Source organism: Microbacterium sp. PA5 (assembly GCF_049860775.1).
In the GTDB taxonomy this organism is placed as follows: Bacteria; Actinomycetota; Actinomycetes; order Actinomycetales; family Microbacteriaceae; genus Microbacterium.
In genome coordinates this window covers 3,224,565-3,236,044 of sequence record NZ_CP187567.1, presented here as the reverse complement: position 1 = coordinate 3,236,044, position 11,480 = coordinate 3,224,565, and the positions used below count along the sequence as shown (strand labels likewise).

Below are 11,480 nucleotides of genomic sequence, written 5' to 3'. Positions count from 1 at the left end.
GACTCCCCGTGTCGTCGTGGCTGGGCCGTGTGTGAGCGGAGGCGCGGATGCGGTGCAGCCGGACGGACGTCGTCTCGCGCGCTCGCGCCTGTGGATAGGTGCCTGTGGATAAGTGGCCCGTGCCACGCTAGTCACGCGGCTCCGAGTGGCCAAATCCACTGTAGTTCCGCCCCGCGTGTCCTCGCCAGGCGGGCTGTGAAGTCGGTGGATAATGTGCCGCGCGCGCGGTGCCGGTTTGAGTTCGCGCGCGACTCGACGTACCCTTAGTCGGTTGACTTATGCCCGTCTTGGGCAGTCCCGTGTACATGTGTCTCCGGCCTCCAGCTTTCCGGTGACCGCCGATCCGGAGTGATCCTCATGAGCAAGCGTACGTTCCAGCCCAACAACCGCCGTCGCGCCAAGAAGCACGGCTTCCGCGCCCGCATGCGCACGCGCGCCGGCCGCAGCATCCTCTCCGCTCGCCGCGCCAAGGGGCGCACCGAGCTCTCGGCCTGATCCGACGTACCGTTGCTGGCGCGCGGGAACCGCATCACCCGCGGGGCGGAGTACAAGGCCGTCGTCCGTGGGGGTGCCCGCTGTGCCGGTGCGCTGACCGTGACCTACGTGGTGGCATCCGGTGAGGACCGCCCGGCCCGCTTCGGATTCATCGTCAGCAAGCAGGTGGGATCCGCCGTCACCCGCAACACCGTGCGCCGGCGGCTGAAGGCCGTCTGCGCACAGGCGCTCCCTGCGGTGCGTCCCGGATCCGACGTCGTCATCCGCGCGCTGCCCGCGTCGGCGTCGGCGGAGTTCCCGCAGCTGCGCGACGAGGTCGCCCGCTGCCTCAGCCGGAAAGCGGCCGCGTGAGCACGTCGACACTGCCGTCGTACGCACTCGGCGACGGCACCCTCTCCGCCTCCGATCCGCTCGCGTCCGTCGGGCTGATCCCGCGCAACCTCGTGCTCGCCGCGCTCCACGGCTATCGCGCCACGATCTCCCATCTGTACGGAGACGTCTGCAAGTACTATCCGTCGTGCTCGGCCTACGCCGTCGGCGCCGTCCAGCAGCACGGTGCGCTGAAGGGCGCCGCGCTCACCGCCGCCCGCCTCGCCCGCTGCCACCCCTGGGCGAAGGGCGGCATCGACGACGTGCCGCCGCACGAGCACTTCCGACACCGCCTCACTCCGCACGGCTTCGTCGTGCACCCGAGAAAGGACTGATCCTTGCTGGATCTCTTCGCCGCGACCCCGACGCCGGCCGTGCCGACCCCGACGACCCCGCCCCCAGCGGAGGGTCTCGACTTCTTCAGCGCCATCATGTGGCCGTTCAAGTGGATCGTCGAGACGATCCTCGTGTTCTGGCACTGGGTGTTCACCTCGCTCGGACTGCCGGCCGACGCCGGTCTCACGTGGGTGCTGTCGATCATCGGCCTGGTGATCGTGGTCCGCTCGGCGCTGATCCCGCTGTTCGTGCGTCAGATCAAGAGCCAGCGCAAGATGATGGAAATCGCTCCTGAACTGCGGAAAGTCCAGGAGAAGTACCGCGGCAAGAAGGATCAGCTCTCGCGTGAGGCCATGAGCCGCGAGACGATGGCGCTCTACAAGAAGCACGGCACCACGCCGGTCTCGAGCTGTCTTCCGCTGCTGGTCCAGATGCCCATCCTGCTGGGCATGTTCTACACGCTCTCGGACGTCAAGCGGCACGCCGAGTGGGGTGTGGGCGGCGTCGGGCTGCTCAACGCCGACCTCACCAAGCAGTTCTACGACGCCCAGCTGTTCGGTGTCGCACCGCTCCACACCAACATGATCGAGGCCATCGGCCTGGGTCAGAACGCGACGGTGATCATCCTGGTGATCCTGGTCGTGCTGATGATCGTCTCGCAGTTCATCACGCAGCTCCAGATCATCTCGAAGAACCTCTCCCCCGAGGCCAAGACCGGCCAGGCGTACCAGATGCAGCGCATCATGCTCTACGTCCTGCCGCTCGCCTTCATCTTCTCGGGCGTCTTCTTCCCGCTCGGCGTGGTCCTCTACTGGTTCACGAGCAACATCTGGACGATGGTGCAGCAGTTCCTGGTCATCCGCAATCTGCCCACCCCGGGCTCCGAAGCCGCCAAGGCGCGCGAGGAGCGACTGGCGCGCAAGGGCAAGGCGGTCGATGCACAGGGCCGCATCGTGCCCCTCGAGAAGTACCAGGCCGAGCAGCAGCGTCTGTATGAAGAGGCGCAGCGTGCCAAGCAGCAGGCCCCCAAGCGTCAGCAGCCCATGGGCAAGCAGCGCGCCAAGAAGCAGGGCCAGCCGAACAAGCCCGAGAACAAGCCGGGCAACAAGCCCGAGAGCAAGCCGCAGAACAAGCCCGAGAACAAGCCCGAGAGCAAGCCGGGCAACAAGCCCGAGAAGCCCACCGACGGGCCCGACGCGCCGGGCAAGCCCGGAAACCCCGACAACAAGTCCTGATCGAGTCACCGAGGATCCCCATGACCACCTCTCCCGAGACCACCGTCACCGTCGCGCAGCTGGAGGAGGAAGGCGACGTCGCCGCCGACTACCTCGAGGCGCTGCTGGACATCGCGGACATCGACGGCGACCTCGCCCTCGACGTGCGCGCCGGCCGTGCCTATGTCACCGTCGAGAACGACGACGCGGCCTCCCTGCGCCTGCTCTCCTCCCCCGACACGGTGCAGGCGCTCCAGGAGCTCGTGCGGATCGCAGTGCAGACCAAGACCGGTCGCTTCTCGCGACTCATCCTGGATATCGGAGGCTCGCGCGACGCGCGCCAGCAGCAGCTGGAGAAGCTGGTCGACCGCGCGATCGAGCGCATCGAGGACGGCGCCTCCCAGGCGTCGCTGCCGGCGATGTCGAGCTACGAGCGCAAGCTCGTGCACGATGTGGTGGCCGAACGCGGCGGCTTCGTGTCCGAGTCGTACGGCGAGGGCGCCGACCGTCACACGGTCATCCGCCGTGGCTGATGTTTCACGTGAAACATCGATGATCGACGTCGAACCCGAGCCCGCGGCGGCGACCACCGTCTTCGGAGACCATCTCGAGCACGCCCGCGCCTTCACCGCCGCGCTCGCAGCGCACGGTGAGGAGCGGGGGCTCATCGGGCCACTCGAACCGCCGCGGCTGTGGACGCGTCATGTGCTGAACAGCGCGGTGGCGGCTCCGCTCTTCCCCGCCGGTGGCCGTGTCGGAGACCTGGGATCCGGTGCCGGACTCCCCGGCCTGGTGCTGGCCATCGCGCGACCCGACGTGCGCTGGGTGCTCATCGAGCCGATGGAGCGTCGCGTGGCCTGGCTGGATGAGCAGGTCGCCGCCCTCGGACTCACGAACGTTGAGGTCCTTCGCGCGCGTGGCGAGGACTGGAAGGAGGGGCCGGTGCTCGATGCGGTGACGGCACGCGCGGTGAGCGCCCTCCGGACACTCGTCCCGATCGCTGCGCCGCTCGTGCGCTCCGGAGGCGAGCTCATCCTGCTCAAGGGCGCCAACGCCGCCAACGAGATCGCCGCGGCGGAGAAGGTGATCCGGAAGCACCGACTGAGCGACGTGCGCGTCGAACCCGTCGGCGAGGGCGTGATCGACGAGCCGACGCGCGTCATCCGCGCCACCGTGCGCTGACCTCCATCGCGTTGATGTTTCACGTGAAACATCGAGCAGCGAGTGTCGCACTCGCCGAGCCACCCCTTTGTGCGGCGTTTCACGTGAAACATCGCCGACGCACCCGGCCGCGGCCAGGGCTGGGGGTGGCCTCGACTACAGTGGGATGGTCCCGAAAGACAGGAGATGCAGGTGGCGGAATCGGAGAGCACGACACCCTCCGCACCCTTCTCTTTCGATGACAGCCCCATTGCGCGGGAGCTGGCCGACCTCACGTCGCGCCGAAAGGTCCTGGAGGGCGTGCGGGTCGACTTCACCGGCCCCACCCGCGTGATCACGGTGTCGAACCAGAAGGGGGGGGTCGGCAAGACGACCACGACCGTGAACATCGCCTCGGCGCTGGCGAGCCTGGGCGCCCGCGTGCTCGTGGTCGACCTCGATCCCCAGGGCAATGCGTCCACCGCGCTCGGTGTGCCGCACACGGCGGACATCCCCAGCGTCTACGACGTGCTGATCGACGAATTCCCCCTCGCCGACATCGTGCAGACGAGCCCGGAGTCGGATCGACTGATGTGCGCGCCGTCGACGATCCACCTGGCGGGCGCAGAGATCGAGCTCGTCTCGCAGGTCGCGCGGGAGCATCGCCTCCGCACCGCGCTCGAGGACTACCTCGCCGCGAGCGAGGAGCCGCCCCACTTCGTGATCGTCGACTGCCCGCCGTCGCTCGGCCTCCTCACGATCAATGCGTTCACGGCCGCGGACGAGCTCATGATCCCGATCCAGTGCGAGTACTACGCGCTGGAGGGCCTCAGCCAGCTGCTGGGCAGTGTGCGGATGATCCAGAAGCACCTCAATCCGCGTCTGCACCTGTCGACGATCCTGCTGACGATGTACGACGGGCGCACCCGTCTCGCGCAGCAGGTGGCGGACGAGGTCCGCTCGCACTTCCCGAAGGAGGTGCTCCAGACCGTCATCCCTCGCTCGGTGCGCGTCTCGGAGGCGCCGAGCTTCGGCCAGACCGTGATCGCCTACGACGGAGCGTCGGCCGGCGCGGTCGCCTACCGTGAGGCCGCCGTCGAGATCGCACGGCGCGGACACCAGCACCCCGACGAAGGAGCATCCTGATGGCGAAGCGAACCGGCCTCGGCCGCGGAATCGGCGCACTCATCCCCACAGCGGAGTCCGGTGAGGCGCGTCCCGTCGACGTGTTCTTCCCCGGCGCGCCCGCGGCGACCGCCGAGGACGGCGACACGGCCGAGCTGCTGGCGATCCCCGGGACGAGGCTCATCGAGATCGATCCGAACGAGATCGTCCCCAATCCCCGCCAGCCGCGCACCCACTTCGACGCCGACGACCTGGCCGAGCTCGTCCACAGCGTGCGCGAGTTCGGCGTGCTCCAGCCCGTCGTCGTGCGCACCAACGAGGACGGCAAGTACGAGCTCATCATGGGCGAGCGCCGCACGCGTGCGTCGCGCGAGGCCGGCCTCACCGCCATCCCTGCCATCGTCCGCGACACCTCGGATGAGAACCTCCTGCGCGACGCGCTGCTCGAGAACCTCCACCGGTCGCAGCTGAACCCGCTGGAAGAGGCGTCCGCCTATCAGCAGCTGCTCGACGACTTCGGCATCACGCAGGAGGAGCTGGCGGGCCGGATCGGCAGGTCGCGGCCGCAGATCAGCAACACGATCCGTCTGCTGAAGCTGCCGGTGCCGGTCCAGCAGCGGGTGGCCGCGGGCGTCCTCAGCGCGGGACACGCGCGGGCGATCCTCTCGCTCGAGGACGCAGAGGCCATGCAGCGCCTCGCCGACAAGATCGTCAACGAGGATCTGTCGGTCCGGGCCGCGGAGGCGGCATCGAAGGCTCCCGAGGCCGGCGCACGCCGCGTCGCACCCAAGGCAGGTGCGCGACGCGCCCACCTCGACGACGTCGCCGAGCGCCTGGGTGATCGCCTGAACACCAAGGTGAAGATCACACTGAACGCGAAAAAAGGCCAGATCAACATTGATTTCGCCACGATCCAGGATCTCAACCGCATCCTCGCCGAGCTCGGCGAGACCGAGTACGGGACGCACTGATCGGGGGCACCCGATCGCCGGAGATCGACGCCGACGTCGCCGACCGGTCGTACCCTGGATAGGTGACCGATCAGCCCCACGTTCCCCGACGCGCCAGCCTCGAACTGCTGCGCGCCGAAGCGGGCGACGAGCTGTCGGTGCTGATCGAGGAGCGTCTGCGCGACGGCGAGGACCCGTGGGAGTTCATGGAGGACCTTCCCACGGTCGACGAGCTGGTCGTCCTCACGCTCCGCGCCGAGAACATCGCATCCGACGGCGGCGTCCGCCCGACCGCCGCGCGCAACTACCGCGTGCTCCGTCAGATCGCCATCGAGTACCCGCCGCTGACCCGCGCCGTCTGGCGCCTGCTGGGAAGCGAGCCGCACCGCACCTGGGATGCCTCGGTGCGCGCCGAAGCCTCCTGACGAACCGTCCGGCCGCACTCCCCACGCCCCGCGCGGGCAAAGGAAAACCCCGGTCAGAACAACTATCTGACCGGGGCTCCTGACGTTTCTCAGCCGAGGTAGGCGGCGAGGTCCTGCTCGAGCGCGAACTTCGGCTTCGCACCGATGATCGTCTTCTCGACCTCACCCTTGTGGAACACCTTCATCGCGGGGATCGAGGTGATCTGGTACTTCATCGCGAGGTTCGGGTTCTCGTCGACGTTCAGCTTGAGGACGGTGATCTTGTCGCCGTTCTCCGCCTGGATCTCGTCGAGGATGGGTCCGACCATGCGACAGGGACCGCACCACTCCGCCCAGAAGTCCACCAGGATGGGGCCTTCGGCGTCGATGACGTCCTGCTGCCAGGTGCTCTCGTTGGTGGCCTTGGCGCTCATAATCCATGTCTCCTTAGGAAGCTGTCGTGGGGTGGAACGCGGCGGGGTCGCGTTTTGTTCCGTGGGTCTGCGACCGCCCGCGTCAGGCCGCGTCGGCCTCGGGGAGGCCGTCGATCTGCGCCTCGTCCACGGCCGGAGCACCGGCGTCGGCGAGGGAGGCGAGGTAGTGCTCGACGTCGAGCGCCGCCACCGTTCCGCTGCCGGCGGCGGTGACCGCCTGGCGGTAGGTGGGGTCGATCACGTCGCCGGCGGCGAAGACGCCGGGCACCGAGGTGCGCGACGAGCGGCCGTCGACCCAGATCGTGCCGTGCTCGGTGAGGTCGAGCGTGCCGTGCACGAGGTGCGTGCGCGGGTCGTTGCCGATGGCGACGAAGATGCCGTCGAGGGCGAGCTCGCGGCGCGATCCGTCGACGGTGTCCTCGAGGACCACACCAGTCACCGAGTCCTCGCCGAGCACGTCGACGACCGCGCTGTTCCACACGAACTCGATCTTCTCGTTCGCGAAGGCGCGCTCCTGCATGATCTTCGACGCGCGCAGCTCGTCGCGACGGTGGATCACGTAGACCTTCGTCGCGAACTTCGTGAGGAACGTCGCCTCCTCCATGGCGGAGTCGCCGCCGCCGACGACGGCGATCGTGCGCTCACGGAAGAAGAACCCGTCGCAGGTCGCGCAGTAGGAGACGCCGTGGCCGGACAGGCGCGATTCGCCCTCGATGCCGATCTTGCGGGGCGCCGATCCGGTCGCGTAGACGATCGCGTCGGCCTCGTGGGTGGCGCCGGAGCCGAGGGTGACCTTCTTGACGCGGCCCGAGAAGTCGACGGCGGTGACGTCGTCGTAGAGCACCTCGGTGCCGAAGCGCTCCGCCTGCTCCTGCATCTTCGTCATGAGCTCCGGGCCCATGATGCCCTCGGGGAACCCGGGGAAGTTCTCGACCTCGGTCGTGTTCATGAGCTCGCCGCCGGCCTCGACGGAGCTCGCGATGAGGAGGGGCTCGAGGTTGGCCCGCGCAGCGTAGATCGCCGCGGTGTAGCCCGCCGGTCCCGATCCGATGATGATGACCTGCCGCACGTCGATGTCCCTTCGTCTGCGGGGCTCTCCGGCCCCGGCACATTCAACCCATGGTAGCCGCGCGGCATTCCCGCACGCGGGCTCTCGCAGGGGTGTCTCAGGGCTGTCTCAGGCGGCTCGACCCGGCACGGCGCCGCTCCGCGCCGGTCAGCGGCCCGGGAGGAACCGGCGGACCGCCTGGAGCGCGGTGCGCAGCTCCGGGGCGCGGAGGAGGGCCAGGAACAGGACGTACACGCACAGCGTCAGAAGGCCGATGAGCGCGGCGGCGAGGAACCCCGACAGGCGATCCGACGCGGGCCAGCCGTCGGCGCCCCCCAGCAGCTCGAACGCGAGCCATCCGGCGCCGGTGGCGGGGACCGCGGCCGCGACGAAGCGCAGCACCGAGCGGGCCGCGCCGCCCAGGCCGAGGGGGCCGAGCTTGCGCCGCAGGAGCGCGACCGCGAGGGCGAACTGCACGATGTTGGCCAGGGACTGGCCGAGGGCGATTCCGACCGCGAGCCACGGCGCGGGCAGCACGAGGAAGCCGACGACGGAGGTGAGGACGACGAGGACCGCCTGCACCACCGTGTAGAGGAACGGCGTGCGGGTGTCGCCGAGGGCGTAGAACGTGCGCTGGATGCCGAACTGGAACGACAGCGGCAGCAGCGCCACGAGGAAGGCGCCGAGCACCCAGGCGAGCGCCACCGCCTCGTCGGGGTGGTCGGCGAAGATCGCCGACAGGGGCACGATGGCCGCGACCATGGCCCCCAGGACGCCGACCATGAACACGCCGATCGTGCGGGTGAGCGTCGAGAGGTCGGCGGTGACGGCGTCGGTGCGCCCCTCGGCGACGTGCTCGCTCAGCTGCGTGTAGTACGGGGTGCCGAGGGAGATCACGATCACCGAGAACGGCAGCATGAACAGGAGCCAGGCCGTCTGCATGGCGCCGTTGGCGGCGCCCAGACCGGAGGCCGAGCCGACGAGGTTCGCCTGCACGGCGCCCGCCACCTGCCCCACGACGACCATGAGGAAGGTCCACCCGGCCAGCCGGCCGATGTGGCCGAGCCCGATGCCGCGCCACCGGAAGTCCGCCCGCACGGTGAGCCCCGCCCGCCGCCAGAACAGCAGCAGCACGACGGCCTGCAGCACGATGCCGAGCGTCGCGGTGCCGCCCAACAGCGCGATCATCTCGGGCGTCCACCCGGTCGCGGAGCGACGGAGCCCGAACAGCCAGATGAAGGCGCCGAACCCGGCGATCGAGACGATGTTGTTGATGATGGGGGACCACGCGTAGGGGCCGAAGATCCGCCGGGCGTTGAGCACCTCGCCGACCAGGGCGTAGAGGCCGTAGAAGAACAGCTGCGGCAGGCACCAGTACGCGAGCGCGAGCGCGAGCGCGCGTCCGTCGGCCGAGAACCGCCCCCCGTAGATGAGCACGAGCAGCGGCGCGGCGACCATCGCCACGGCGGTCACCGCCGCGAGCGTGACGACGCCGAGGGTGAGCAGCTTCGAGACGAACGCGCTGCCGCGGTCGTCGTGGGTGCGGACCGCCTTCACGATCTGGGGCACGATGACCCCCGCCAGCAGGCCCGACGAGATCAGGGCGAAGATGCTGTTGGGGAGCTGGTTGGCCACGCCGAACGCGTCGAAGGCCGCGGAGGGGACGACGCCGAGCGCCCCGACGAGGACGACGTTGCGAATCAGGCCGGTCACGCGCGAGACGAGCGTGCCGGCGCCGATGAGCGCGCTGGCGCGGCCGAGGCTAGCCATCGGACCGCCCGTCGGAGGCGGGGGCCGTGCCGCGCCGCAGACGCATGACCGTGCGGATCACGCCGAGCACGAACAGCCCGCCGACGAGCACGGCCATGACGACGATCCCGACCGTCTCCCACTCCGCCCGCACGGTGACCACGATCGTCGTGGTCTCGCCGATCGGAACCATGGAGGTGCTCCGCAGATGCAGGTCGATGCTCGACTCGCCGCTTCCCACCCGGGCCTGCACGGGGACGTCGACGCGGGTGGTCTGCTCGGCCCCGGCGGCCACCTCGGTGGTGGCCTGCACGACGAGGCGGGGGTCGTTGGGCTCGGTCACGAGCACGAGCGTCACCGGCCAGGGCAGGTCGTTGCGCACGGAGAACGTCAGCGGGGCGCTCGAGCCGAGCAGGTTGACGTCGGGCGACGGCACGATCCGCACCGCGTCGAGGGTCGCGTCGGTCGCCTCCCGGTGGGCGCCGACGGCGACGTCCCACGCATCGGGGTGGTCGCGCCAGGCGGTGCCGATCAGCTGCAGCACCGCCGCGCGCTCGGGCGCCGTCAGCACGGCGGGATCCTCCAGGATCGACGCGAACCGGTTGAGCTCCCGCTCGTCGTCGAGGAAGCCCTCGAGAACGCCCGCCCGGCGGTCGTCGGGCTCGACGGCGTCGGCGGTGACCGCCGAGCCGGGGCCCGTGGCGATCAGCGCGTCCAGTCCGATGGCCTCGCGGCCGTCGAGGCCCACGGCGGCGCGCACGGCGGTCCGCAGCGCGAGGGGCGTGCGATCGTCGGCGCGTCCGACGGTGACGAGGAGGGGTGCGCCGCCGTCGGCGAACGACGCGAACGCCGATGCCGTGGCCAGGGCCGCCGACCGGTCGATGCGGCGCGGCGCCGTGCTCGCCGTGAGGAGCGCGTCCGAGACGGCGGCGTCGTGCACCAGCAGCTCGGCGTCGCCGGCGCGCGCCCGCGGCCCCTCCTCGCCGTCGACGGCATCGGACGCAACGATCGTGAGAGGGTCGTCGCCCTGGGCGTCGAGCCACGCGAGGAGATCGGAGCCCGCCGTCCCGTCGGCCGGCCAGAAGACGTCGGAGCGGGACTCCCCGATGTCGGTGAGCGTCTCGACATCGGGCGTGGCCGGCTCCTCCGCACCGGGGGTGGCCGTGGCGTCCGGCGTGGGCGGGACGGCCCCGGCGGCCACGAGCGAGGGCGCGAGGGTGGGGATGGTGAGGGGAGCGGCCAGTTCGGCAGCGAACTGCGTGGCGAGGTCGGCATCGCCGAACTGCAGCGCGAAGCGGGAGTTGCGCAGGGCCAGCAGATCGTCCAGCCATTCCGTCGCCGACGCGGGGGCGGTGGTCCCGAGCACGCGGATCGCCGCCACGATCGCCGGGTCGACCGCCAGGACGGCGTCGGTGCCGGTGACGGCGTCGAGCTGGGTGCGCAGGCTCCCGTCCTCGGCGGTCAGCGTCGCGAGCTCCTCGGCGCTCAGCAGGCCCGAGGTGAGCGGGCCGGCGGTGATCGGCACCACGACCGCGATCTGCCCGGCGTCCTCGTCGGGGACGACCCAGACACCGCGGGCGACGAGGGTGCCCTGGGACGACGCGTACGTCGCGCGGAGCGCGTACACGCCGGGGGCGAGGTCGTCGCCGACGTCCACGGTGGTCGTCGCCGTCACCGACGACAGCGAGGGCACGGTGGCGAGCTGCTCGGATCCGACACGGCGCAGCGACGGCGAGCTGGAGCCCTCGAGCCACGCCGCGACGGCGCTGCGCGAGGCGAGCGGGGCGCGGCCGACGGCGACGGCGGCCGGTGCGGCCGGCACCGCCGTGCTCGTCTGGTTGACCACCGACAGGGCGACGCGCAGTTCCCCGTCGGCCGCGATGACGCCGTCGTCCTCGGCAGCGACCCGGAAGGACAGCGCCGAGGGCACCTGCGGGGCGGCGGCCTGCGCGACCGAGGGCGAGACGCCGACCGTCAGGAGCGAAAGGACCGCGGCGGCGGCCAGCGCGGCCGCGGCCCGGGCCATCACCCGGGCGCCCGCGCCGCGGCGGGTCGTGCGGGGCGCGCTCGGGCGACGAGCGCCGTGCGCCGCGGAGGCAGGGGGTGTCATGGTCATGGCAGCAGAGGTGTGCGATCCATGACCGCACGACTGCACGCATTCTATGGTTCCGGCCCTGCGTTCCCCCTGAGACGGGCCGGGGGAGCCCGTCTCCCCG

13 protein-coding genes are annotated in these 11,480 nt (G+C 70.5%); 9 read left to right on the top strand and 4 right to left on the bottom strand.

Annotated elements, in window-relative coordinates:
- Positions 1-357 precede the first annotated feature (357 nt).
- The 9 genes from rpmH (at position 358) to ACPWUT_RS15255 (ending at position 6,054) form a co-directional block, all read left to right on the top strand.
- Positions 358-495 carry a 50S ribosomal protein L34 gene (gene rpmH, locus ACPWUT_RS15295; protein WP_005054680.1) on the top strand — a complete coding sequence of 46 codons (138 nt, stop codon included), beginning with the start codon at positions 358-360 and terminating at the stop codon, positions 493-495.
- A gap of 12 nt (positions 496-507) precedes the next feature.
- Entirely contained in the window at positions 508-846 is a 339-nt protein-coding gene (gene rnpA / locus ACPWUT_RS15290; RefSeq protein ID WP_284528435.1) for a ribonuclease P protein component, read from the top strand.
- Positions 847-857: 11 nt separating this feature from the next.
- A complete protein-coding gene (yidD, locus tag ACPWUT_RS15285) occupies positions 858-1,199 on the top strand; it encodes a membrane protein insertion efficiency factor YidD (RefSeq protein ID WP_284528809.1) in 342 nt (113 codons plus the stop codon).
- A gap of 6 nt (positions 1,200-1,205) precedes the next feature.
- Positions 1,206-2,435 (top strand): membrane protein insertase YidC, encoded by a 1,230-nt coding sequence (gene yidC, locus ACPWUT_RS15280; RefSeq protein WP_425842318.1) that lies wholly within the window; start codon positions 1,206-1,208, stop codon positions 2,433-2,435.
- 20 nt (positions 2,436-2,455) lie between these two features.
- Positions 2,456-2,947: a protein jag gene (locus ACPWUT_RS15275; protein ID WP_284528434.1), complete on the top strand. Its 492-nt coding sequence runs from the start codon at positions 2,456-2,458 to the stop codon at positions 2,945-2,947.
- Positions 2,948-2,966: 19 nt separating this feature from the next.
- The gene (gene rsmG, locus ACPWUT_RS15270; RefSeq protein WP_425839288.1) at positions 2,967-3,596 is read left to right on the top strand and encodes a 16S rRNA (guanine(527)-N(7))-methyltransferase RsmG; all 630 of its coding nucleotides are present in this window, start codon (positions 2,967-2,969) and stop codon (positions 3,594-3,596) included.
- Positions 3,597-3,761: 165 nt separating this feature from the next.
- Entirely contained in the window at positions 3,762-4,700 is a 939-nt protein-coding gene (locus ACPWUT_RS15265) for a ParA family protein (protein ID WP_425839285.1), read from the top strand.
- Entirely contained in the window at positions 4,700-5,650 is a 951-nt protein-coding gene (locus tag ACPWUT_RS15260; protein WP_284528431.1) for a ParB/RepB/Spo0J family partition protein, read from the top strand. Before ACPWUT_RS15265 ends, ACPWUT_RS15260 begins: the two co-directional genes overlap by 1 nt.
- A 62-nt stretch (positions 5,651-5,712) precedes the next feature.
- Positions 5,713-6,054 carry a tryptophan synthase subunit alpha gene (locus tag ACPWUT_RS15255; RefSeq protein ID WP_284528430.1) on the top strand — a complete coding sequence of 114 codons (342 nt, stop codon included), beginning with the start codon at positions 5,713-5,715 and terminating at the stop codon, positions 6,052-6,054.
- An 89-nt stretch (positions 6,055-6,143) separates the two neighbouring features.
- Here ACPWUT_RS15255 and trxA read toward each other — a convergent pair whose 3' ends face one another.
- From trxA to ACPWUT_RS15235, 4 genes are all read right to left on the bottom strand, one after another.
- Positions 6,144-6,467, bottom strand: a complete 324-nt coding sequence (trxA, locus tag ACPWUT_RS15250) for a thioredoxin (RefSeq protein WP_284528429.1) — start codon at positions 6,465-6,467, stop codon at positions 6,144-6,146.
- Between the two features lie 82 nt (positions 6,468-6,549).
- Positions 6,550-7,536, bottom strand: coding sequence for a thioredoxin-disulfide reductase (trxB, locus tag ACPWUT_RS15245; RefSeq protein WP_284528428.1), 987 nt, complete (start codon positions 7,534-7,536; stop codon positions 6,550-6,552).
- A gap of 147 nt (positions 7,537-7,683) precedes the next feature.
- Positions 7,684-9,285, bottom strand: coding sequence for a murein biosynthesis integral membrane protein MurJ (gene murJ / locus ACPWUT_RS15240; protein ID WP_425839278.1), 1,602 nt, complete (start codon positions 9,283-9,285; stop codon positions 7,684-7,686).
- Positions 9,278-11,380 carry a DUF6049 family protein gene (locus ACPWUT_RS15235; protein WP_425839275.1) on the bottom strand — a complete coding sequence of 701 codons (2,103 nt, stop codon included), beginning with the start codon at positions 11,378-11,380 and terminating at the stop codon, positions 9,278-9,280. Before ACPWUT_RS15235 ends, murJ begins: the two co-directional genes overlap by 8 nt.
- Positions 11,381-11,480: the final 100 nt, after the last annotated feature.

Excerpts from the sequence above, each read along its gene's own strand:
- rpmH (WP_005054680.1), top strand. The coding sequence starts at position 358 with ATGAGCAAGCGTACGTTCCAGCCCAACAACCGCCGTCGCGCCAAGAAG.
- ACPWUT_RS15275 (WP_284528434.1), top strand. The coding sequence starts at position 2,456 with ATGACCACCTCTCCCGAGACCACCGTCACCGTCGCGCAGCTGGAGGAG.
- rsmG (WP_425839288.1), top strand. The coding sequence starts at position 2,967 with ATGATCGACGTCGAACCCGAGCCCGCGGCGGCGACCACCGTCTTCGGA.
- ACPWUT_RS15265 (WP_425839285.1), top strand. The coding sequence starts at position 3,762 with ATGCAGGTGGCGGAATCGGAGAGCACGACACCCTCCGCACCCTTCTCT.
- ACPWUT_RS15260 (WP_284528431.1), top strand. The coding sequence starts at position 4,700 with ATGGCGAAGCGAACCGGCCTCGGCCGCGGAATCGGCGCACTCATCCCC.
- trxA (WP_284528429.1), bottom strand. The coding sequence starts at position 6,467 with ATGAGCGCCAAGGCCACCAACGAGAGCACCTGGCAGCAGGACGTCATC.
- murJ (WP_425839278.1), bottom strand. The coding sequence starts at position 9,285 with ATGGCTAGCCTCGGCCGCGCCAGCGCGCTCATCGGCGCCGGCACGCTC.
- ACPWUT_RS15235 (WP_425839275.1), bottom strand. The coding sequence starts at position 11,380 with ATGACCATGACACCCCCTGCCTCCGCGGCGCACGGCGCTCGTCGCCCG.